Below are 21,531 nucleotides of genomic sequence, written 5' to 3' on the forward strand. Positions count from 1 at the left end.
TCTATTCGTTTCTCAGTGTATGAACAGGGTTCAGTCCAGAGGCTCTTTTGGCTCTTAAAGCAACAGTCAATCCGGTGGCCAAAAATATTAGGAGTACAATCAGAATTATCGATAGGTAGGGAATGGGTGTTCTCAGTGCGTAGTCCTGGAGCCACCTATTACCTAGGTAGACAGACAACGGAATGGCAATTAAGCAGCCAAGCCCTACAAGCGCGTAAACTTGTTTTACGAAAATACTGGTGATTTGAATTGCATCCGCACCCATCACTTTTCTAATGCCAATTTCCTGAATTCTACCTTCGATGATAAATCCGATCAAACCTAATAGCCCAAGCAATGAAATGATTGAAGCACATACCGTAAAGGCATTGAAGTTTTTGGCCAATCTGGTTTCTTCCGTGTAGAGTTGCTCAAATCTGGTGCTCAGAAATTGATATCTCAGCTGCTTGTTAGGAAACACCTTATACCATGCTTCTTCAATCTGTTCTAGAGTTTCGGAGGTATTGGCAGTATTTATTTTAAGCAATGTCCAACCCCCGGTATAACCTTTAAATGAGCTAAAAGAAAAGGCCATAGGCTCAACTTGGTTATGAGCCGATTCCATTTGAAAGTCTTTCACAATGCCAACAATCTTTCCCATAGTCCTCATCTGAAAGTCATATTCTTTCTCCAGGGGCTTTTCGGTTTGATGATAATTAGCGTTGGTCAGGTAATTCGCCATAGCCTCATTAATAATCACATCACCAGGATTGTTCTCCGCTATTAGTGGGTCGAAATTATGGCCTGATACAAACTCCAAATCTAGTAAATCGAAGTACTTTTCATCAACCTGATGCACAATTACCGGAATGTCTATAGTATTGCTTCTGGCCGTCATGTATCGATTATCACCTCCCGGAGGGCTTGAGGTGAAACTAATGTTTTGTACACTGGCTATTTTCCCTAACTCCCTTTTGAGAGCTCCAAATTTGGTGGTTATTGCTCGGTCAATGACGAGAACTTGTTCAGGGTGAAAACTGAGGGTTTCCTTCTGAATATATTTTAGCTGATTTTTAACTGTGATAGCAGATATAATGAGTGTGGCAGTGATGACAAACTGAAAGACAATCAATCCATTCTTAAACCATCTTCCTTTCCGGGAAGAAGTAAGTTTACCCTTAAGAAAATCTGAATATTTAAAGTTGGCCACTAAAATGCTTGGGTATAAACCTCCAATCAAGGCAATGAACAGGGTACCTGCAATACAAGCGATATAGAAGATCGGTTCAGTCCAAAAGTAAAAGAACAGTTCTCTGCCTATAACAGATTCAAAGTATGGAGTAACTAACTTCAATAGCAATATGGAAATTGGGAGAGCTATTGAACACGACACTATAGACTAGATAATGTACTGAAGCATAAAACTTGACCGTCCGGCTCCTAATACTTTCCTCATGCCCGATTCAGCCCCTTTTTGTAAAGCTCGGGATGCTGTGAGATTGACATAATTAGAAATAGACAACACTAGAATCAGCGCTCCGATTATGGTAAAGAGAACAATTACATTTTTGTCAGTAACGTCTATTACACCATCGAGCACCTCTTTTCTAAACCGCAAGTCATTCCAGGCAAAGAGTTCGTAGCTTTTTCCTTCTAAAATGTTGTTGTCTGAGTTTGCCAGAATAGTCGGCTGAACTTTTCCTTCCAGCATTTTCGCGTCAGTACCCTTTGTGGTTTTAAGAAAAACCACTGCCGGAGAGTAACCTCTTGAGTTAATGCCGTAAGGGATGTCTAATGGTTGGACAATATCGAACTGGATGGAAGAATTTTGGGGAGGGTTTTTCATTACAGCAGCAATGGTGAAAGATGAGTTGTCATACTCTATCATAAGTTTCTTGCCAATGCTTTTTTCTATTCCTCCTAATTTTTGAGCAAAGCGCTCAGAAACAACTAGGTTGCTCTTGTTTGTGAGTGCCCCTTGATCACCATAAATAATTTCGAAAGGGAAGAAGCTAAAGAAGTTTGAGTCTGCGATAGCGGTTTTTTCCCTGAAGAACTCACGTGAATTTTCAGTTAAAGAAAGAAACTCAATGTCATATTTGTTAACCCTACAATAATCTACGATTTCAGGGATGTTCTTTTCTAATACTTCTGGGATTCCCGGATGAATTGACCAACTGTTGCCCGAGGCCGATATGGTTGTATTGGTGCCTTCTAGACGATAAACCTCGCTCTTGTCTTCAAAGAAATTGTCGAACTGAGTTTGCTCGAAGATATAAATACCCATGAGCAAGCAGCAGGTAAAACCTAGAGACAGTCCAATGAGGTTAATGCTGGCTACCGTTTTGTGCCTGTTAATTTCTCTCCAGGCAGTTTTGAAGTAATGTCTAATCTGTAACCATAAGAAACCGGATTGATTTCTCTTTTGCTTATGCAGAAAAATGGAGCGAATAGTAGTCCACCAGTAAAGCCAATTGGAGTTTAGCTTGCTTCTAGTTTCACGCCAATCTTGGTAGGCTTCGAATAAGTCGCCCTCAATTTCTTCAACATACCTGTCAGTGCAGAACCATCTTAAAAGCTTTAGCGGAACTTTAGGTGGTTGGTGCATCACTTGGCTAGGTTTAAGGTGGAGGCGGGAATGTTTTGCCAGAGCGATTCACGCATTTCCTTGTTCTTTTTCAAGCTCTTAATTCCATAAGAGGTAGGCTGAAAAATGCGTTTGCGTTTACCACCCCGCTTTTGAGTAGGGTCACCCAAATGAGAGCTAAGAAAGCCTTTATCTTCTAGCCTGTAGAGAGCAGCATGAATAGCACTTAGGTTATAAGTGCGTTGGCTATGTGTTTCAACTTCATCCTTAATAGTATTGGCATAGGCTTCTTCCCCCAATGAACAAGTAGCCAGTAGCACCAATTCTTCAAACTCTCCTAAGGAGTCTCCTTTCATAACTTATATTTTATATAAATGTAAATAATATAAAATCTGAATTCCAAATATTTTATATTTATGTAAATTTAATGGCTGAGGTTTTTGAATAGGAGTGATTCTTATTTGTGACTTTTCATTATCAATCCGTCTTATTCAGAGTTATATTAGAATACCCAACAGAAGTGTTTATGAAACTGCATTTGACCTTAATTGCCCTGACGGTGTTTTCTGCCAGCGCATTATCTCAGTCGAGCGAAGCCATTAGAAAGTATACTGAAAGCATCAGTGCCGGAGTGCCAACCGAAGTACAAGGTCAGCTGATTCATAGCACGACTCTTTTGCCGGAATTCTATTTTGAGAACCAATTTCAAAGGGTGTGGACAAGGCCGCTTCAGGCTTCCTTTCTAGGTTTGGTGAGGAGAGCCTATGAGCACGGTTTAAACCCAGCCGACTATCACTTTAGTGCTATCAATGCCCTTCATGCAGATGCAGTCGAGTCTCAAAGTACCGATGCAGAAATCCTTTTTACCGATGCCTTTTTACTTTATGCCAGTCATTTTCTCAACGGCAAGCTGAATCCTGAAGAAGTGGAGGGAGAATGGCAAGCCGTAAGGAGAGAGGGTAATGCCAAGTCTTTTCTGAAGAAGTGTTTGGCTTCGGGCAATATTGAAGTGCACTTCAAGGAACTAGAGCCAGAAAATGTAAGCTATCATGGCCTATTGAAGGCATTAAAGAAGTATCGTGAAATTCAGAATAACGGTGGTTGGGATTTACTCGAAGCTGGAGAAACACTGAAGCCGCAAATGGCGGGTGCTAGAGTTACTGCTCTAAAGCATAGACTATCTATTGAAGGTTATTTCCTGATGGAGGGAGACCCTAACGATGTGTATACGCAAGACTTATCTGAAGCCGTTCGTGAGTTTCAAAAACACCATGGCCTGGAAGTAGATGGTAATGTAGGTAAGCAAACTCTTGCTTCATTAAATATTCCTGTCAGCTCTAAAATAGCTCAGATTAGAGCCAATATGGAGCGCTTGAGGTGGATCAGTCAAGACATGGGAGCTCACTACGTTTTTGTGAACATTGCCGACTTCACCATGAAAGTTTACAGAGGCGATACTTTGAGTTATCAGCAGAACGTAGTGGTGGGAAAGCCATTTCGTAAAACCCCTGTTTTTAGTGATTTAATGACATATTTTGTACTGAACCCCTATTGGACGGTTCCGCCTACTATTCTCTTTAATGATGTGTTGCCAGAGGTAAAAAAGGACATCAACTACCTAAAAGTGAAGAATATGAAAGTGCTTAAAGGGAGCGAAGTTGTAGACCCTCAAAGCATTGATTGGTCGAAGCTTTCTCGAAGTAATTTTCCTTACACCATTAGGCAAGACCCTGGGCCAACAAACGCCTTGGGTGCGGTAAAATTTATGTTTCCGAATAAGTACAATATTTATATTCACGATACTCCAAGTAAAGAACTTTTCAATAGACCAGACCGAGCTTTTAGCTCAGGTTGTATTCGTCTGAATAAGCCAATGGGGTTTGTCGATTACCTGATTACCGACATCCCAGACTGGAACTCAGAGAAAGTAGACAACACATTGAAAACTGGTAAAGATAAAACGGTGATGCTCAAGAGGCCTATCAATGTCCATATTCTGTACCTCACCGCTTGGGCTGATGATTCTGGAGTTCAGTTCAGAAATGATGTGTACCAAAGAGATGCTGCAGTTATTGAAGCGCTGGCAGAAAGTGCCCCTACTATGGAATAGGCTATGTGGAAGTTTTTGATTGTTTTTTGCCTCATTACCTCAATGATTATGGGCAATACTGGTGACAAGCTTTCTTTTGAAGTGTCGATAAATGGTGAAGAAGTTCCATACAGGCTTTTTAGCTTTTTCGTGATGCCGGGCGAAACTCTTAATCTTTCTGCAAATGGTTCTTTCGATTTGGGAGCAAGCGGGATGGCTGTTTCTAGAAAATCAGATTCAAAGTATACCGTAAAGGCACCTGAAAAGCCAGGAGCATACAAGGTTACTTTAGCCAAGGATGCTGAAAGAATGGTGCTAAATATTCTGGTGTTAACACCAATGTCGAATAAGAAGGGCGAGTACCTGAATGGCTACCGAATTGGAAACTATCCCGTTACTCCTCTGAATGACGATCCCATTTACGATAGGCCCAAAGGCTTATTTGAGATTACTGCTGAAACTCAGAATCTTCAACTCACACCAAACTTCAATATGAGTCAGTTCATCTGTAAGCAAGCAGGTGGCTTTCCCAAGTATATCATTGTAAAGGAAAGGTTACTGCTAAAGCTGGAATACCTTCTGGAAATAGCTAAGTCTAAAGGAATGGAGATTGATACCTTTGGGTTTATCAGTGGTTACAGAACACCTTTTTACAATAAGTCCATCGGTAATGTGCCATACAGTCGACACGTCTGGGGTGGTGCTGCAGATGTTTTCATAGATCAAGACAAAGATGGACGAATGGATGATCTGAATAAAGATGGAAAGGTTGATGAGAAGGATGTGCGCGTTTTCTATAACCTGGTGGAAGATGAATTCGAGAAGCAGGACTATAAAAAGTTTGTCGGTGGACTAGGTTTCTACAAAGAGAACGGACGTCACAGCGGTTTTATCCATGTAGATGTAAGAGGAAAAAGAGCTAGGTGGTAGGTATTAGTTTAAAAATCTCATCCAAAAAGGTATAATTGCACCCCTCTTCGGGATGTGGCGCAGTCCGGTAGCGTACTCGTCTGGGGGGCGAGTGGTCGCAGGTTCAAATCCTGTCATCCCGACCATGAAAAGCTAATTTTTCAAAAATGGGCTTTTTTCATGCATTAGAGCATACTTTTAATCACTGGGGAAATCTACTTGGTACTAGATTTAAAATTCAGTACTAAAGTAATGATTTTGACAATAGTAGGAAGTGAGGCTACCCCAATTAATTTTTCGAAAAATCCATAATAAAGGGAACTTTCTACTCATCTATCTAGTTTTATTTTTCTTCACGGAACCCGTGAATTTTATTGGTAAGTCACTTACAATTAGATACTGCATTTTTTATGCTCAAAGTGACTCATTTTGAAAAAATGACATACAGCCATACTGGTTTGTTATGTCTCAAAATTGAGTTACGACATGAAACTAAAGCAGTATATTCCTGAAAACTTCAGCCCCACCAATTTTGTCTTAAAACACAAAAAATCTAATCCTTGGATTAATAAGGATGAATTAATTGTAATTCTCAATAGCCTTAATGATGTACTAGGGTTTAAGGATTATAAGAAAGACCTTTTCAAAAATGGTTTTGCCCCCCTCTGTTCCCGCAGAATTCAACAACTAGGGATTAGGAATTTCCCCTTGTATAGAAATCTATTGATACAAGAAAATGTGATTGAATCTGATAATCATTGGATAGACTCTGAAAAATGTACTGGTTTCAGATTCAGTATCCATTACCAATGCAAAGTAAAACCTATTCATATCATTAGTAAGAAATTGATAAAAGCACAATTGAGACTTTCTGTTAAGAGGACAAGAGTAGGTAGATTAAAAACAGATAAGCCAACTTCAGTTGAATTCGATAAACATGGTTTTCTCAAAAAATGGTTTGATAAACTTGAATTAGATGTCAAAAGTGCATCAGAATTAATCGAATTGTCCTACCAAGAGGACATTTCAAACAGAGTAGAATCTCCTGAGAATAAATATAATGCTGCTTGTAATAGCATTCATAGGTTTGAAAACGGTTTTTTTCATTTTACAACTGATGAGCAGGGTAGATTTCATTCTAACCTAACCAATATGAAAAGTGAACTCAGAAATTTTCTGACTTACAATGGCCAAAAGTTAGTATCACTAGACTTGAAAAATTCTCAACCCTATTTGTCTTTGACTCTATTGAATCCAAACTTTTGGGATACAAATGGTTGTTCGAGGGGATTAATTAATATTCATTGCTTAGGGAAAAATTATATACAATCTATCAATATTAATTCTTCATATTCTCATTATACTACATCCCTTAACTTAGTAAATAATCTACAACCAGTTGTTAGTCAGGATATTACCATGTACAGAGATGATGTATTAAGTGGAAGACTATATCAAGTAGTAAAACAAGAGCTACAGGATGTAGTTGTCAAGTTCGGTTTAGAAAAGATAAAAAGTGGTAATTGGGATGTTAACCTCTTACAACAGGTATTGAATGATTATAAGGCTCTCAAAACATGCGTTCTTACAAGCTTTTACTCAAGGAATCAAACCATAAATTCTCCACAAGCCTTTGTAAAAAGAGCTATAAGAAAAAGATACCCTTCAGTCTACAACCTTTTTAGCCTTATTAAGTCAAAGGATCACACTACTCTACCACGACTCCTTCAGAATATAGAGAGTGAGCTTTTGATTAATAGAGTTGCTCGTAGAATTAACAGAGAAAACAGGAGAGTTCCTATTTTCACTATTCATGACAGCATAGTAACTGTGGTTGACAGAGAGAATTATATCCGACAAGTGTTGAAAGAGGAAATGCAGAAAGGAATAGGCTACGTAGGTACGGTTCAATCAGAATATTGGATATATCAAAAAAGTGGAATTGATCAGTTAAGAGTTAAATTTCAGAGTCAAACAGGGACAGGTTAGATTAGAATATCCAATATTTAGGACTCAAATCCATTAAAAAGGATGGCTGGGCTGATTTCAAGAGCGTCACAGATAATGAAAATGGTATTCAAAGTAGTATTTATTACCCCTGTTTCTATTCTAGCAATTTGAGTAAAAGAGAGTTCACTTTTGAAGGCCAAGTCTTCCTGAGTCATCCCTTTGGATTTTCTTATCTCAGCAAGGTGCTTCCCAAAAGCTTTCAGTCTTTTGTCATCAACATTGTCTCGGTGCCATTTCTTCTCTGCCACATGGCGAAACAATACAAATGAGAAGTCATGCGGCATGGCATATATGCTAGGATTGGTTTTAATTCATTATGTTTATGTACGTGATCATAACACAGATTTTAAGTCTAACTCACAAGTTTTTGTTATAAAAGCACATAAATAAAGTATTGCACATTTTTATTGTTCATGAAAGCATGCAGGTATTCAAAAAGACACCCCCCACCAATGCGAAAATTGGGGCATACCGGGGTCTATTCTCTCACCAAACATATTTTAAGATGAAAAATTATTACATAATTCTAACTCTTTTTATCCTACTTCAAGCTCAATTGATACATGGACAGTCAATTGTTGACACTAAGGAATTCATAGTTGAGAATTTCGAACAAAACACACTCAAGGATTTTGATAACTCAGCCATGTTCTTTTCAACTAATATTCTGAAAAAAGATGCTGAAACTTTTGCCAACCAAACATTATCTGATGATGCCTTTGAGAACATTCTGATCTGGGGTTATGATGTTGCAGGAATAGTTTCAATGTGGGAAGTTATCGACATAAGAGACATTAATAAGGTTTCCACTGTGAGTGCGGCTGGTGGACAATATGTAATTTCTATTTATGTGTCAAACAAATTCTCATCTCTTAGAGGTACTAAGAACCTTAATAATCCAAATCAACCAGTAAAGTTTAATGAAAATATAGACAGAATGAAGATTGTGATTGCAGATAACTCCGAGGTTGCAGATAAGATTAAAAAGGCAATTATTCACCTTGGTAAAACGAAAGGGATTCAAATCAAGGATGGTAATTTATTTTAGCATATAGTCATGACAAAAATTAAAGCAAGGCTCGACATTTTAACACTTTGTCTATTGTTGACTACGCTTCTCATCAACACTAGTTTAACAGCACAAACTAAGCCTCTCATCGGAACAATTTATGAGTCACAGACATTTGTTCATATTGATGTTGTCTACAAAAAGAAGAAGAACATTTATAAGCAAAAAAAGAGTGTTGCAAACCTATACAGTGAATTCTTGATTGAATCTGATGGTATGACTCATTCTACCGTTGCTGGAACAAAGAAAATCTACCTCAGTTTTGTAGAATACAATGAAAAGGATAAGTTATTTGTCTATAAATCAAATGATAATATTGTTGTAATCATTAATGATGCCGATGGTAACATAGCTATTCTGTGGGACTATGATAAAAGATACGAAGGATATAGGCAGCAGAATGTTTATATAATTAGTAAGAAAAGAATCTAATAGAATCAGTTGTTCCCCTTGGTCACAAGGATGCGACAGAGGTTGAGATACAGTAGCAGGTAAAGCGGAGTATCAAAGTGTCCTCAGTCAAGCTGCACTCCATAAAAAGTAAATTTCCCACCTTAAAGTGTTCCAGTTATAAAATGACACCATGAAAGAAGCTCATTTGTTTTGCACTCATTTAAATAAATGAAAGCAGATAAGGTGTCATCGTGTCATTTTATTCCTTCCACAATTTACCCACCCTTTAGCCAATTTGCTTTTTATTCCATTTGTTGCCTTGTGGTACTTTGCTACAGCTATTCCTATTTTTCTTTTAGTTAATTGTAGCCTTCGGCAGATGGGTTAAAAGAAAAATCCATAGCTAGAGTTTGAGCTCGCCTGCTGGCTTGAATCCTACCTTCAATCAAATTACTCACGTAATTTTCCTCTTGAAGGAGTATTCTTCGCACTCGCAGAGGCTTCGCAAAATCCTACCCTCCTTAATCAATAAAAAACCAGCCCTATTTCATTCTACTCCAAAAGGCTCAAGGCCAACGCTAGAATTAAGCACGCTTAATTGCAGACATTTTGGAGTCATGAAATCCTTAGTGAAGGGCATTTAGGGAACATGTTAGACTATCTTAATAGTTAAAATTTATTATTGAATAAATATTCTTAATTTTCTTCTAAAAAGAAGAGTCTTGGGAAAAGTTAGAAGCAGTGTAGAAAAAGGTGATGCCTTTGAGTTCGATTCTTATAATAGAATTATTAAAGCTGTTGAAAATGAAGAGTTTGGTTTCTCTAAGAAATATGCGAGAGTTTATCAAAAAGCTAAATACTATTCTAAGAAACTTGAAAAGGAGATTGTTTTTGACTTAGCTATTGAAATATGGCCTCCTAATGCTACTAATTACACCAATCTTTATTTGATTGAATGCAAGTCTTACTCCACTAAAAAAGTGCCAATAGGTGATATAAGAAAATTTGCGAGTGATGTTAATGATGTAGCAGAATTAAATGGAAAGGCAATATTCATTACTAATAGTAAATACACTGATTCATCACTGATCTATGCCAAAAATACTGGGATGATGATCATTCAGGTAAATTCTGATCAATCTGATTCCAAACTACTCTGGAAGAGAAATAAAATGGAGTATGAAGAAGACCAAGTCTTAAAATCCCTAGGCATAGATGTTGAGAATTCCATTAAAAGCTTATTTCAATCTAGTGTTATTTTAGGACTTAAAAAGCTCTCAACAAAGTCACTCGAGAAAAGTGCAATCAAATTGTTAGATGAAATAGATGAAGAAATTAAAATTGGAGTAAGGAAGCTTAAATTGGAGTCTTTAATCCACCATTTGGAAAATAAATATGGTGTTGAAGTAGATGTCAAGGCACAGTTAGAAGAGGGTGATCTTGGGAAATTTGATTCAAAGACAAATAAAATTATAGTAGACAATTCCATTTTCGAAACTAGTAGATTTGGGTTTGTCTTAGCCCATGAAGTTGGCCATTTAATACTTCATAGTGATCTTAAGTTAAACCAAGAGTCTTATAATGATTTCAGCGATTCTAGTCTTAATCTATACTTGGGAAAGCATGACTTGATTAATCCTAAGCATTGGATTGAATGGCAGGCTAACAAGTTTGCAAGCTACTTGTTAATGCCCACCATTGCTTTTTTTAACAGGTTATGTTCATTCCAAAAAAGTATAGGAATTGCAAAATATGGGCATATTTTTCTAGATGATCAACCAGTGAATACTCAGGACTTTGGGAAAATAATTGATTATTTAGCAGAGTTTTTTAATACATCAAAAACTAGTATTCTATACAAATTGGAGGAGCTTGACTTAATAACCTACGCTAGAAAAAAGGACAAATTCAAAGATGAAGCTAGGGAAATCTATAGGGCTTTATTCGATGATTTTTGAAATAGAAGAGTCAAGCATTTATCTAGACATTAACCATTTAAAAAACTTCCCATTAACTTCAAAAGATCAGTGTCGTCCAGTTTAACATATTTTTTCATAGTCTCATACTTGGTGTGACCAGTCATTTCCATAATCAATGGAATTCCAATTCCCTTTTTAATGCACATTGTGATGAATGTATCACGTGCATTGTGAGAGGATATTAGCTTATATTTTGGAATGACTTTCACTGATGGAGAGCCTAGTCCAGAATAGATTTTGGTCTCTATCAAATCATCAAATCCTAGCAGTTGAAATAGCTCCTTCAATCTTCTATTGTAAACCTGATTGCTAAGCTTGAGTGCTCTTGTATTCCAATTATACTTTTCCAGAATACTTTGGCTTATTAAGTTCAATGGAATTCTACAATGGTTATCTGATTTGGTGTTTTCAGTTTTGGAAGGGCTAACTATGATTAAGCCTTCTCTAATATTAGCTCTCGAAATAGTAAATAGGTCTGAATACCTCAATCCAGTTACACACCCAAATAGAAATGCGTCTTTCACTTTCATCAAAGAAGGCTTGTTCACTAGTAAATGATCACAATCTTGCAAAACTGAAAATTCAGTATCGTTAAGAGGTAGAGGTGGAGATGAATGGGTGTTTACTTTTCCAAACTCTGACTTTAAGTAGTCATCAGTAAATTGAATCTCTGGATATTCTGTCCTTCTATTAAAGTAGTGATTGACAAAAGTCTTCAGTGTTAAAAAATGCTTTTTTATAGTATTAGGGTCATACTTTCTACTGGACATCCACATTTTTAGGTCATCAGAAAATCTAAGTGTCAAATCTTGAAATCTAATCCGATTTAAGCCTTGTGAAAGTCTGAATTCTTCAAATTGAATCATCCTATTCTTAATAGTAATAAACTCTTTGTAAGAGGTTCTTTTTCTTCCTAGAGCTATTCTAAGTTCAATGAACTGTTCAAGGTAATTAATGAGCTCGGACTGATTATTTTTTTCAACTTCTGGTTTGACACCAACTATCTCATTTAGCTTTTCATCAAGCCTTTCATTTTTTATTAGAAAATCAGGATCAGATTTAAGAACAAGGGATTTTTTCTTTGACCAACTCTTAGGCTTTACTTTAATATCTGATGAAATTCTTTTTCTACTTCTATTTGGTTTTGAAGAATCTGAAACTTCAAAGTAGATTGTACAATAGCCTTCTTTATTAGCTTGGTTAGAAAGAATTACTCTTTTAACATTTTTCATTTTTAGTACAGAAATCTAGTTTTTACATGATTTCTAGTACCAAGTATCTTTCTTTACTCGCGATTAAAAGCAGGTTCAAATCCTGTCATCCCGACAAAAAACAATAGCCAGCCATCGCTGGCTATTGTTTTTTGTAGTTCAGTTTCGAAAGTCCTCTGATCTATTCAAACAAAATGCCTTTTCAAAGGTCAATTATAGGTAGACCATTTTTTAACCATGAGCTTTTCTAAAGGACAAAAATCACTTTTTGTAGCGTTCGCCTTAATTGTTGGAGTATACTTTCTAATCGAGGGGTTAGTCTCCGCCAAATCTTTCTTGGCGCCTCTAACCATGGCTATGTTATTGACCATGATGTTTTCACCACTAGCCAACAAGCTAGAAAAGTTGGGACTGAATAGAGGTTTGTCATCCCTTACTTCTATATCTATTGCTGCTTTATTCTTTGTGGGCATGTTCTTTCTACTTAGCCTTCAAGTGAGTAGTATAGCTTCCGACTGGCCAGAGATAGAAGAACAAATGAAACCTAAAGTGGGCACTGCTCAAGATTGGTTGGCAGAAAAAACCGGCATGTCTACTTTCAACGAAACCAATCTGTTCGATATCTTTTCTGATGAGGGGGCAGGGGCTTCCCAGAAAGAGGATAAGAAGGAAGAAATGCTCAAAAATTCTTCGGTTATAAAATCTGCAGGGCAAGCATTACTCAGTTTCTTTGACTTTCTCTCTTTAGCATTTCTTACACTCATATATCTGTTCTTTTTACTCTTTTATCGAAGAATGCTTAAGAAGTCCTTGCTCAAATTTGTAGCTGAAGATGAACAAGAGAAAGCTCAGAATATGATTGAAGAGTCGGTAAAGCTTTCTCAGGGGTACTTAGTTGGTAAGTTTTTGCTGATTCTTTTTCTCGCTATTCTATATTCAGCTGGCTTAGCCATTTCTGGCGTAAAGCATGCCATCCTCATTAGTGTAATAGCTGCTGTGCTCACGTTTCTCCCATATATAGGAAATATTATCGGTTTTGCTTTGGCCTTAGCTTTGGCGGCTTTTTCTGGTGGAGATTTAGGAACCTTTATAGGAGTGTTTATTACGTTTGGCGTAGCTCAAGTTGTAGAAAACTATATACTGCAGCCGTACGTGGTGGGCGATAAGGTGAGTCTTAACCCTGTGGCTATTATTATTGTAGTTGTATTAGGAGGAAGTATTTGGGGGATAATGGGGATGGTTACCTTTATTCCTCTTTTCGGCATTGTAAAAATTGCCTGTGATCATATCCCAATCCTGAAGCCAGTAGGTTTTCTACTTGGAAATGACGGAATGAAGAATTAGACGAGCCTATTCTTGGCTTTTCAGGTTCTTAATTACCAAGAAAATCACTCCCAAGGTTATGTAGAAGCCACCGAACCACGCGAAAGTTTCATCGAAAGCATGGCAACAGTTGGTAAAGTATTCAAAAGCAACAGTGCCCATGTAAAGCAGTGCAGTTAACAGAAAAAGGGGAATGGCCAGTTTGTGAGCTGGCTGTGCTACTAGTTGTTGTCTCTCGTCCACAGTAAAAAAGTATAAAGCAGCTAACGCGAAGCCTAGTAGCTAAGGCTAATGTTTCTGACAAACGGTAGATTTTTAATTCATTTGTCGGCTCTAGTACATTTTAGTGTAATTCTGAGATAATGCATTTGCAATAAAAAGAGGCTGTTTCAAAAGCTGCTTTTTCGTCATTCCCTCCTGATTTATCTGGACGGGGTCTGAAATTACAGTTAGCTCTTGAAACAGCCTCTTCTATTTAAGGTTGATGTTTCCGCTTTTAGTTCTTTTTGAACTGATCGAATCTAGAGTTTCTTGACTCTCCTTGTGGGAAAGAGTTGTTCTCAGTGTTCACATCGCCCAATTGCTTAAATGGATCGAACACTACATTGTCTACCTCTTTGTCTTTTACAAAGAGCTTAGTTACTTCTGCCTCATTTCTTCTCCAGATTTCGGCAGGTATCTTTTCAATTTCCTTCGAGCCATCCTTATAGGTCCACTCCAAAGTTATTGGAGTGATTAGCCCACCATTATTTTTAAAGGTGATTTGGTAAACGTTTTTACCTGCAAACCTCTGTTTTATGGCTTCGTTATCAATTTCACCTCGGTACTCGCCTCTTACTTGATCATCATTAAGGCTTAACTCCTGCGGCTGTCCGTAAAAAGGGTTGTCTTCGTTGGTCTGGCTATTACCACCAAGGTTGCCAGCTTGCGCTTTTACTTCACCCTCTAAAGATTTGTTTTCGCCCTTAATCTTGAACCATTTCACATCGGCTACCTCAACATCTACATTGTCTGTAGAAAAGAACCAACCTTTCCAAAACCAATCTAGATCTACAGCAGAAGCATCTTCCATCGTTCTAAAGAAATCTGCTGGTTTAGGATGTTTAAACGCCCATCTTCTAGAGTACTCTTTAAAAGCAGCATCAAAAAGCTCAGGCCCCATTACTTCTTCGCGAAGCACCACTAAAGCGGCAGATGGTTTTGAGTATGCTTCAGGTCCTAGTTGTAGAGATTGCTCAGGGTTAGTCATGATAGGTCGCATGTAATCCTTGCTTCCTTTCATATATGGGATGATGGCTTCTGGTGTATTAGAGTTGTACGGAAGGTCTGGGTAAAAACGCTTCATGGTCATGTATTCCATAAATGAGTCTAATCCTTCATCCATCCATGCCCATTGGCGCTCATCAGAATTGATGATCATAGGGAAGTAATTGTGTCCAACCTCATGCACAATTACTGATACCATTCTGGTTTTTACAAAATCGTTGTAAGTACCATCAGGTCTCGGGCGGCCAAAGTTGAAACAGATCATTGGGTATTCCATACCAATACTTGCTGCATGAACCGAAATGGCTACAGGATAAGGGTAGTCAATGGTCATTTCAGAATAGTTGATTAACGTATTGATTACTGCCTTTGTAGATTCTCTTTCCCAAAGGGGATTTCCTTCTTTAGGATAATAAGACATGGCTAAAGGAGTTTTTTCTCCAACTTTCACCGCTTGAGCATCCCAGATAAACTTTCTAGAAGAGGCAAAAGCAAAGTCTCTTACGTTTTCTGCATGATAGACCCAAGTAGACTTCTTACTAGATCTAGATTTTTCTTTTTTCTTAGCTTCGTCTTCCGTAACAATAAAAACCTGTTTGTCGAAAGATTCCTTAGCACGCTCATATCGCTGTAGCTCTTTAGATGTAAGCACATCTTTAGGGTTTTGAAGCTCTCCTGTAGATGCCACAATGTGGTCTGAAGGAACGGTAATTTCTACCTCAAAGTCACCGAAAGTCAAAGCAAATTCTCCAGAGCCAATGAATTGCTTGTTTTGCCATCCGTTGAAATCGTCATACACCGCCATTCTAGGGTAGAACTGAGCGATGGTATAAAGGTAATTGTCGTCTTCTTTGAAATATTCGTAGCCAGAGCGACCTCCAATTAAGCCTCTGTCATTGATGTTATACCACCAATCGATATTAAAACTGAATGAGTCACCTGTTTCCAATGGCTCAGGCAGGTTAATCTTCATCATGGTAAAGTTCACAACATAGTCTAAGTCGTTCCCTTTGGTGTCTTTAACTGCCATTAGTTTAAAGCCACCATCAAAACCAGTGTCTCCCAAAGCACTTTGTGCTTGAGTAGTTCTTAAGCTGGTTACGTTGTCAGGAATACCCCTTGTGCCACTGGTAAGGCTAGAAAGGTTGTCTTTTTGCCTAACGTTCTGGTCTAACTGAACCCAAAGATACCTCAATGCCGAGGGGGAATTGTTGTAATAAGTTACCACTTCAGAACCTGTGATTTTTTGGTTCTCATCGTCCAACTCAAGCTTAATCTTGTAGTCGGCTTTCTGCTGCCAATAACTTGGTCCCGGTTCCCCAGAACCTGTCCTGTATTGGTTCGGGGTTGGGAGCATGTTGCCCATCTGCTCAAACTTTCCCTGCCAACCAGTCTGACTGGTAGCGGTAAATGCTAAGAGCATTAAAAAAATTGATAAAGTACTTTTCATTTCTAGTCGTTTGAAAGTGTTTTTTCAATAACAATAATAGTTAATTAATGTTATGCGCTAAATACTTGAAAATTGATCGCATTTTTTGTAATTATGTGTAATATTATGTGCAAATAATATTTTATACTACGGGTAAATTCAAAATAAAATATCTAATAAATGAGTGGCAAAGTAAGCTTTTCGTTCTTTATTCATAGAGGTAAGTCAGATTTTGTGAACGTAATGTACCGAGTGAGGTACCTCGGGGAAAGGAAGTCTGGGTCGACAGGCGTAACGATAAAAAGATCTTCTTGGGACAGTAAGAGCAAAATAGTCAGCGCATCATCATTAGCTGATAAAAAAGTCAGGAGCAAGCTGCTTGATCTCAGGGACTATGTTGTTTTTGAGCTTAAAGATTCAATAGTCGAACAAGAAGGTTTTCAGCCTTCAGCACTCATGTTTTTTGATGCTATTGAAAAAAAGCTGTCAATAAAAAATAGCCAAGAAAAAACAAATATCCCTTTACTAACGGACTTAATTCACGACCTGTTAAGTCTGAAGAAAAGAAGTAAGAATACCGAGAAAGTCATAAGGTACTCAATAAAATCAGTAGAAGAGTATGAGGGGCTAATAGGCAAGAAGTTGAGCGCTTTTGACTTTGATTATGACCATGCATTTGCAATCTGTAAAAACGAGGTAGAAAAGAGAAGCCTTGAGACTGCCAAGATTAGGATAACTTATGTCATCAATGCGATAAATGAGGCTAAGAAAATTATTAACAGAAAGAAAGTAGAAAAGAGGAGCCTTGTTGATTCAAAGATACTTGAGATTCCTGATGTGAGAAAGGCTGATTTACTAAGGGGATACAGGGTTCCAGATAGAGCAGAAAAAGAAAGAGTGTATCTTTCGGTTGAAGAAACAATAGAGCTTTATGAGGCGGCTAAACAGCTTCCAAATAGGTACAGGTTTTACATCAACCTATATGTTGCTCTATACTTTACAGGAATGAGAGTTTCTGAGATATTAGATAGAAAGTATTCAGATATAGTTACAAGAACTGCTAGTGTTGATGGAGAACTAAAGCAGGTGAAAGGGATTTTAAACGAGAGTCAGAAGGGGAAAAAACAAGACTTGTTTACCCCGTGCTCTGAAATATTGTTAGAAATCATATCTGAGCGCCCTAGTAAGGTTTTAGACCCTACAAAAGAGCCATTGATTTATAACTTTAGCGGAAAATCTTCATTCACTAATCAAAGCCTTAAAAGATCTCTTGACCGTTTGAATAATATGAATAAGAGCCTTGGGCTAGACGAGAGGATAAAAGTTGTCAAATATCCAGATGGATCGGAGAGGGTAGAGACTTACGAGAAGAAATATAACCTCCTTACATGGCATACTGCTAGGCACGGGTTTGGCGCTTTTATGCTTCAAAGCGGTATGCCGATAGAGGTTGTCTCTGAAATATTGGGTCATTCTAGCATAAGTATTACTGAGGGGTGGTATAAGCATGTGAATCTTACTAAGAGTGTACACCAATCAAACAGCTTCTTTAATTCGGCAATTAACGATTTTTACCAAAAAAGAAGGGAGGACACTACCCCTCCCAAGATGCAAACAGCGGTTTAGGCCATTCACAAACAAAACGTTACAAAACTAGATTAAATTCAAGAAGCTGCCAAAACCCTGACGGCTTCTTTTTTTGTGTCAATGTCAAGCTTAGTGTAAATCTGTGTGGTTTCTAGCTTCTCGTGGCCAAGTAGTTCTTTAATAGTGATTAGGTCTGTTTTGGCTAGATATAGATGTGTAGCAAATGAGTGCCTTAATTGGTGAGGGCTGCAATGAAAGTACTTATTGACAATGCTATAGATGCTGCTCGCAGTGTATTTTTCTCCTTTTTGTCCATTAAACAGGTAGGTTTTTGGCTGAAATTCTTTTACATACGCACTTAAGCTTTCGGAAATAATGTCACAAGGCACACTTCTTTCTTTACCTCCCTTACCAAATATTGTGATAGTCTTGTCTGCGTTGAACCAAGTAAACTTCACATTTATAACTTCGCTTCGTCTAAGTCCGCAGTAGTAAAGAAGCTGGCAGATTGCCAAGTGTTTTTTGTTTTTGATTTGACTGAACCCAGACTTGATTTGCTCTTTGCTAATAGGTTTAGGTAGGGTTTTAGTCTTCCTTGGCCTAAACTTATCGTAATTTCTTTTCTTCTGTTTAAAGGCTAACTTTTGCCAGAGATTAAATGAATTTATGTAGACATTCTGAGTACTCCAAGAAACACCATCTAGATACCTCTTGTAAAGAAATGCTTCAACCTGGTTGTAGGTTATCTTGGCAGGTGGCGTGCCTTGACAAAAAATAAAAAGATCTTCTAAACTCTTAGAGTATGCTTTTATGGTTGTCTCTCCGTACCTTAAAACACGCATTTTCTGTATAAATGCATGTGTGGAAGATTTTAGCTTTTGACTCATTCTATTGTGCCGTCTATTAGATAGTTAGGTAGGGGTTAATGATATATGGGAGTTATGCCCCATTTAGGACATATTTACCTGAATAGTTCTGCCTTTAACGAAGCATTCCTTCCAAAATGGGCAGTGTTGACTTTTACATTCGTGATATTTACATTCAACTACACCAGTTACTCCGTATGTTGGTACGTAACCCCTTTTAACTGCCCATTCACAACTTTCGGCAGAAAAACGGGGCATAACACCGTGTATAAGTAATGTGGGTTTTTCGTTTAATTCATTCATAATTTCTATTTATTAAGTTTTGTTATTATTCGATAGGTATGTGCTTTCCAATCCCACACTACCCATACACAAACCGTTGCACTCAATGACCCCTAGAGGGTCGTGTGCCTTCATGTTTGCATTCGTCTTTATTACATTTACAAGTATCAGATACTTTAGTATTTAAAAATTCTTCATCACTTAACTCGTAGCAGCAAACCTTCTCGTCACACTTCATTGAGTGCAACGCTTTGGGCTTTGCTTCAAGGCAATTGATTTCCTTCTCATGCCAATCAACAACCACCTGAGTAGGTGCGAAAATCTGAATAGAAGGATGTTCTCGAATGACATCTAAGAAGTCAATCAATATTTGCTTCATATCTTTTTCCATCTTCATCTTTTTACGGGGTCACAGAGTACAACATGGCTTATGCTCAATGCCTTGAACCAAATGCTCAGATTCCAACTTTACTTAAAATTTTATTGCTCCATCCGCCACGATCTACGATTTCCCTATGAAGAGCTTGGATATAGTAGCCGAATGAATCACAGCTATATTTACCCCAATCATTCATACAATTCTCATACTCATTTAATAGCTCTTCTTTAGTGCTATTTTTGATGTCTAACAGTTTTTCCATATCATAAAATTTTAATCGCCTGCACTGAGCATACGCCCAAAGCGTTATGCACCATTTAGCACATACTCAAATTCACTGCTCTCGTGAAATTTATCCAGCAAGCAATCATTTAAGCAGAAATCGTCTGTATCCACCCATTTCCAACCTATACCAGTTTTCTTTATTACATCTCTTTGCTTGCTCCCAAACAAGGTTTTATAAGTAACTCTAATTAAGGGGTATTCATTACCCAATTTTACTTTTCTAAGTTTTAGTATTTTCATTTCAATCATTTAAAAAACGGTGCATAACAAAGTGTATATGCCATGCAGCGAAAGTTAGTGCCGTTATTCAATTGTTAGTGGTTTGCACGGCACATACACAAACCGTTAGGATTAATGCCCTTCGAGGGGCGTTCACTGCCATTTAAAAACTAGTAGCCTCCTCCTGAATATCCTGACCTATAATCCTTTCCATTTCAAATGGCATACAAAGCTGATTAGGTGGTATATCATCACCTCCATTATCTCTATCAGATTCATTATACCATTCTTCGTAATAATCTTCCGCTTTGTCTTCACATACTGGACACCAGTTGCACCCCATACTAACCACATGGTCAGGGATTTCAGGAGTCCTTCTAACTTCGTGCGTTTTACCACAACCTTCACAGGTAATGTTTATTGTACTCATATCTTATAGCGTTTTTAAATTCATCGTTCACTCATTAATCCTAACGTTCGCAGCGTCTCAATGCGCTGTTAACCGTACCACACCTCTTCGGGCACGTAATCCTAACATCTAGTATCAGCCATGAATCAGAGGCATTGAGCCGTCATCCGATCTTGTTTTCGGCCTCAAAAATTTCTATCGTTACCCTTACCTTATTTTTAAACATTTGATCTGGTATTGGGTAATCTCCAGAGTAAACCTCAGTATAATTGCCATGTAATGACATAGATATAAACTCATTGAATTCATCATGCAATACCTCATTAGGTTTAAATGTCTTTTGTATTTTCCTTGTCTTCATTTTTGATTCCTTCACAATTCACGTCTGATACCTGCGAACGTTTGGTCGAATTTGAGTAGCTACATGTTCGTACCTCACATTCTCGCTCCTCTGCATTTTCAACCCATCGCTCTGCGCCAAGTCTAGCTTGCTGTTTATGGTAATTCACCGCTACTCAAACTGCAACCAAACAGCCGTATATCTGCAATAAGCTGGCAGCTAGCCTTGATCTGAAGACGCGCTCTCAGAATATTAAATACTATGTTCATCTTTCCTCCAAGATGAAGATGCAGATGAACTCATAAACCCTTGGGTACGTTTTAATGATAGTACATCAATTAGTTGCCTTGCCTGAGTATCACTTATTTGTGTTTTCAGTACCGTAATGGGTGAATCTTTTCTCAGGTATTTCACTAGAGTAAACTTTTCCTCCCATTGAATCAAACACCATAAGTGATTCCATCGTTTAATTGTTTTTTCAATTGATACGGTGTTCTCACCACTATCATTAAAACTTCCAATTACTACATCAGTCATAAATCGTATTTAATATTCTTTCTCGCTTACTTCAGATATACGCAGAGCGTTGGCGTTCATGCCCCGAATGGGACGGCTGCCCACTCCCTACGGTCGCTCCTTGCAGCCTCATGAACGCCAACAGTTCTCAGCTTTGGAGAAATGCACAATAAATATGGATACTTAGGAGCATTCCAGATCCCAATCTACATCCCAACCTTCTGCGCCTACTTCATCATGCAACCTGTCCTTCATATTCATCAGAACATCAGAATCACAAAGCGTTTTGTTGTGCCTTGCACTCAACCAGCATTGGATGTCTAAAAATGTAACACCCTCTTTTTCGAACGTTTTTTCCAATTCGTCAAAACGCTCATCCATCGTTTTCAATGTTTCGCTCATAA

23 protein-coding genes and 1 tRNA gene are annotated in these 21,531 nt (G+C 37.9%); 9 read left to right on the forward strand and 15 right to left on the reverse strand.

Going from position 1 to position 21,531, the window contains the following annotated elements:
* Position 1 precedes the first annotated feature (1 nt).
* Genes T7867_RS10555 through T7867_RS10565 form a run of 3 tightly spaced genes read right to left on the reverse strand, consistent with a single transcriptional unit; the run spans position 2 to position 2,922 of the window.
* Positions 2 to 1,339, reverse strand: coding sequence for an ABC transporter permease (locus T7867_RS10555; RefSeq protein ID WP_273515042.1), 1,338 nt, complete (start codon positions 1,337 to 1,339; stop codon positions 2 to 4).
* A gap of 39 nt (positions 1,340 to 1,378) precedes the next feature.
* Positions 1,379 to 2,587: an ABC transporter permease gene (locus T7867_RS10560; RefSeq protein ID WP_273515255.1), complete on the reverse strand. Its 1,209-nt coding sequence runs from the start codon at positions 2,585 to 2,587 to the stop codon at positions 1,379 to 1,381.
* A complete protein-coding gene (locus T7867_RS10565) occupies positions 2,587 to 2,922 on the reverse strand; it encodes a PadR family transcriptional regulator (RefSeq protein ID WP_273515040.1) in 336 nt (111 codons plus the stop codon). Before T7867_RS10565 ends, T7867_RS10560 begins: the two co-directional genes overlap by 1 nt.
* A gap of 170 nt (positions 2,923 to 3,092) precedes the next feature.
* Here T7867_RS10565 and T7867_RS10570 point away from each other — a divergent pair, with 170 nt between their 5' ends.
* From T7867_RS10570 to T7867_RS10585, 4 genes are all read left to right on the forward strand, one after another.
* Entirely contained in the window at positions 3,093 to 4,676 is a 1,584-nt protein-coding gene (locus T7867_RS10570; RefSeq protein ID WP_273515038.1) for a L,D-transpeptidase family protein, read from the forward strand.
* Between the two features lie 3 nt (positions 4,677 to 4,679).
* Entirely contained in the window at positions 4,680 to 5,585 is a 906-nt protein-coding gene (locus T7867_RS10575) for a D-Ala-D-Ala carboxypeptidase family metallohydrolase (RefSeq protein ID WP_273515036.1), read from the forward strand.
* Positions 5,586 to 5,633: 48 nt separating this feature from the next.
* Positions 5,634 to 5,710 (forward strand) — tRNA-Pro (locus T7867_RS10580).
* 340 nt (positions 5,711 to 6,050) lie between these two features.
* Positions 6,051 to 7,553: a hypothetical protein gene (locus T7867_RS10585; RefSeq protein WP_322299190.1), complete on the forward strand. Its 1,503-nt coding sequence runs from the start codon at positions 6,051 to 6,053 to the stop codon at positions 7,551 to 7,553.
* Positions 7,554 to 7,570: 17 nt separating this feature from the next.
* On the opposite strand, the gene T7867_RS10590 is transcribed toward T7867_RS10585, so the two are convergent.
* The gene (locus T7867_RS10590) at positions 7,571 to 7,858 is read right to left on the reverse strand and encodes a helix-turn-helix domain-containing protein (RefSeq protein ID WP_322299191.1); all 288 of its coding nucleotides are present in this window, start codon (positions 7,856 to 7,858) and stop codon (positions 7,571 to 7,573) included.
* Between the two features lie 221 nt (positions 7,859 to 8,079).
* Here T7867_RS10590 and T7867_RS10595 point away from each other — a divergent pair, with 221 nt between their 5' ends.
* The 3 genes from T7867_RS10595 to T7867_RS10605 all read left to right on the forward strand — a co-directional run bounded on the left by T7867_RS10595 (position 8,080) and on the right by T7867_RS10605 (position 10,994).
* A complete protein-coding gene (locus T7867_RS10595; RefSeq protein ID WP_322299192.1) occupies positions 8,080 to 8,622 on the forward strand; it encodes a hypothetical protein in 543 nt (180 codons plus the stop codon).
* A gap of 9 nt (positions 8,623 to 8,631) precedes the next feature.
* Positions 8,632 to 9,075, forward strand: a complete 444-nt coding sequence (locus T7867_RS10600; protein WP_322299193.1) for a hypothetical protein — start codon at positions 8,632 to 8,634, stop codon at positions 9,073 to 9,075.
* A gap of 683 nt (positions 9,076 to 9,758) precedes the next feature.
* Positions 9,759 to 10,994, forward strand: coding sequence for an ImmA/IrrE family metallo-endopeptidase (locus T7867_RS10605; protein WP_322299194.1), 1,236 nt, complete (start codon positions 9,759 to 9,761; stop codon positions 10,992 to 10,994).
* 29 nt (positions 10,995 to 11,023) lie between these two features.
* On the opposite strand, the gene T7867_RS10610 is transcribed toward T7867_RS10605, so the two are convergent.
* Positions 11,024 to 12,247: a site-specific integrase gene (locus T7867_RS10610; protein ID WP_322299195.1), complete on the reverse strand. Its 1,224-nt coding sequence runs from the start codon at positions 12,245 to 12,247 to the stop codon at positions 11,024 to 11,026.
* 216 nt (positions 12,248 to 12,463) lie between these two features.
* Here T7867_RS10610 and T7867_RS10615 point away from each other — a divergent pair, with 216 nt between their 5' ends.
* On the forward strand, positions 12,464 to 13,570 hold the full coding sequence (locus T7867_RS10615; RefSeq protein WP_322299196.1) for an AI-2E family transporter: 1,107 nt from the start codon (positions 12,464 to 12,466) through the stop codon (positions 13,568 to 13,570).
* 6 nt (positions 13,571 to 13,576) lie between these two features.
* On the opposite strand, the gene T7867_RS10620 is transcribed toward T7867_RS10615, so the two are convergent.
* Entirely contained in the window at positions 13,577 to 13,792 is a 216-nt protein-coding gene (locus T7867_RS10620; protein ID WP_068221367.1) for a hypothetical protein, read from the reverse strand.
* A gap of 253 nt (positions 13,793 to 14,045) precedes the next feature.
* On the reverse strand, positions 14,046 to 16,265 hold the full coding sequence (locus tag T7867_RS10625; protein ID WP_322299197.1) for a M1 family metallopeptidase: 2,220 nt from the start codon (positions 16,263 to 16,265) through the stop codon (positions 14,046 to 14,048).
* A 159-nt stretch (positions 16,266 to 16,424) separates the two neighbouring features.
* Between T7867_RS10625 and T7867_RS10630 the strand changes: the two genes are divergently transcribed.
* Positions 16,425 to 17,870 carry a tyrosine-type recombinase/integrase gene (locus T7867_RS10630; RefSeq protein WP_322299198.1) on the forward strand — a complete coding sequence of 482 codons (1,446 nt, stop codon included), beginning with the start codon at positions 16,425 to 16,427 and terminating at the stop codon, positions 17,868 to 17,870.
* 38 nt (positions 17,871 to 17,908) lie between these two features.
* Here the strand turns inward: T7867_RS10630 and T7867_RS10635 are convergent, their stop codons facing one another.
* From T7867_RS10635 to T7867_RS10670, 8 genes are all read right to left on the reverse strand, one after another.
* On the reverse strand, positions 17,909 to 18,718 hold the full coding sequence (locus T7867_RS10635; RefSeq protein WP_084375672.1) for a tyrosine-type recombinase/integrase: 810 nt from the start codon (positions 18,716 to 18,718) through the stop codon (positions 17,909 to 17,911).
* 364 nt (positions 18,719 to 19,082) lie between these two features.
* Positions 19,083 to 19,370: a hypothetical protein gene (locus T7867_RS10640; protein ID WP_157717628.1), complete on the reverse strand. Its 288-nt coding sequence runs from the start codon at positions 19,368 to 19,370 to the stop codon at positions 19,083 to 19,085.
* 64 nt (positions 19,371 to 19,434) lie between these two features.
* Entirely contained in the window at positions 19,435 to 19,620 is a 186-nt protein-coding gene (locus tag T7867_RS10645; protein WP_068221376.1) for a hypothetical protein, read from the reverse strand.
* A gap of 44 nt (positions 19,621 to 19,664) precedes the next feature.
* Positions 19,665 to 19,883, reverse strand: coding sequence for a hypothetical protein (locus tag T7867_RS10650; protein WP_157717629.1), 219 nt, complete (start codon positions 19,881 to 19,883; stop codon positions 19,665 to 19,667).
* Between the two features lie 142 nt (positions 19,884 to 20,025).
* Entirely contained in the window at positions 20,026 to 20,292 is a 267-nt protein-coding gene (locus T7867_RS10655; protein WP_068220882.1) for a hypothetical protein, read from the reverse strand.
* A gap of 142 nt (positions 20,293 to 20,434) precedes the next feature.
* Positions 20,435 to 20,632 (reverse strand): hypothetical protein, encoded by a 198-nt coding sequence (locus T7867_RS10660; RefSeq protein ID WP_157717620.1) that lies wholly within the window; start codon positions 20,630 to 20,632, stop codon positions 20,435 to 20,437.
* 231 nt (positions 20,633 to 20,863) lie between these two features.
* Positions 20,864 to 21,148 carry a hypothetical protein gene (locus T7867_RS10665; protein ID WP_068218862.1) on the reverse strand — a complete coding sequence of 95 codons (285 nt, stop codon included), beginning with the start codon at positions 21,146 to 21,148 and terminating at the stop codon, positions 20,864 to 20,866.
* 162 nt (positions 21,149 to 21,310) lie between these two features.
* A complete protein-coding gene (locus T7867_RS10670) occupies positions 21,311 to 21,529 on the reverse strand; it encodes a hypothetical protein (protein ID WP_157717563.1) in 219 nt (72 codons plus the stop codon).
* Between the last annotated feature and the right edge of the window lie 2 nt (positions 21,530 to 21,531).

It is taken from the genome of Roseivirga spongicola (assembly GCF_034376045.1).
Lineage (GTDB): Bacteria > Bacteroidota > Bacteroidia > Cytophagales > Cyclobacteriaceae > Roseivirga > Roseivirga spongicola.

Coding starts and splice junctions, on each gene's coding strand:
- T7867_RS10655 (WP_068220882.1), bottom strand. CDS start 20,292: ATGAGTACAATAAACATTACCTGTGAAGGTTGTGGTAAAACGCACGAA.
- T7867_RS10565 (WP_273515040.1), bottom strand. CDS start 2,922: ATGAAAGGAGACTCCTTAGGAGAGTTTGAAGAATTGGTGCTACTGGCT.
- T7867_RS10650 (WP_157717629.1), bottom strand. CDS start 19,883: ATGAAAATACTAAAACTTAGAAAAGTAAAATTGGGTAATGAATACCCC.
- T7867_RS10640 (WP_157717628.1), bottom strand. CDS start 19,370: ATGGAAAAAGATATGAAGCAAATATTGATTGACTTCTTAGATGTCATT.
- T7867_RS10570 (WP_273515038.1), top strand. CDS start 3,093: ATGAAACTGCATTTGACCTTAATTGCCCTGACGGTGTTTTCTGCCAGC.
- T7867_RS10635 (WP_084375672.1), bottom strand. CDS start 18,718: ATGAGTCAAAAGCTAAAATCTTCCACACATGCATTTATACAGAAAATG.
- T7867_RS10560 (WP_273515255.1), bottom strand. CDS start 2,587: ATGCACCAACCACCTAAAGTTCCGCTAAAGCTTTTAAGATGGTTCTGC.
- T7867_RS10590 (WP_322299191.1), bottom strand. CDS start 7,858: ATGCCGCATGACTTCTCATTTGTATTGTTTCGCCATGTGGCAGAGAAG.
- T7867_RS10595 (WP_322299192.1), top strand. CDS start 8,080: ATGAAAAATTATTACATAATTCTAACTCTTTTTATCCTACTTCAAGCT.
- T7867_RS10610 (WP_322299195.1), bottom strand. CDS start 12,247: ATGAAAAATGTTAAAAGAGTAATTCTTTCTAACCAAGCTAATAAAGAA.
- T7867_RS10670 (WP_157717563.1), bottom strand. CDS start 21,529: ATGAGCGAAACATTGAAAACGATGGATGAGCGTTTTGACGAATTGGAA.
- T7867_RS10630 (WP_322299198.1), top strand. CDS start 16,425: ATGAGTGGCAAAGTAAGCTTTTCGTTCTTTATTCATAGAGGTAAGTCA.
- T7867_RS10585 (WP_322299190.1), top strand. CDS start 6,051: ATGAAACTAAAGCAGTATATTCCTGAAAACTTCAGCCCCACCAATTTT.
- T7867_RS10645 (WP_068221376.1), bottom strand. CDS start 19,620: ATGGAAAAACTGTTAGACATCAAAAATAGCACTAAAGAAGAGCTATTA.
- T7867_RS10600 (WP_322299193.1), top strand. CDS start 8,632: ATGACAAAAATTAAAGCAAGGCTCGACATTTTAACACTTTGTCTATTG.
- T7867_RS10615 (WP_322299196.1), top strand. CDS start 12,464: ATGAGCTTTTCTAAAGGACAAAAATCACTTTTTGTAGCGTTCGCCTTA.
- T7867_RS10625 (WP_322299197.1), bottom strand. CDS start 16,265: ATGAAAAGTACTTTATCAATTTTTTTAATGCTCTTAGCATTTACCGCT.
- T7867_RS10660 (WP_157717620.1), bottom strand. CDS start 20,632: ATGAAGACAAGGAAAATACAAAAGACATTTAAACCTAATGAGGTATTG.
- T7867_RS10665 (WP_068218862.1), bottom strand. CDS start 21,148: ATGACTGATGTAGTAATTGGAAGTTTTAATGATAGTGGTGAGAACACC.
- T7867_RS10575 (WP_273515036.1), top strand. CDS start 4,680: ATGTGGAAGTTTTTGATTGTTTTTTGCCTCATTACCTCAATGATTATG.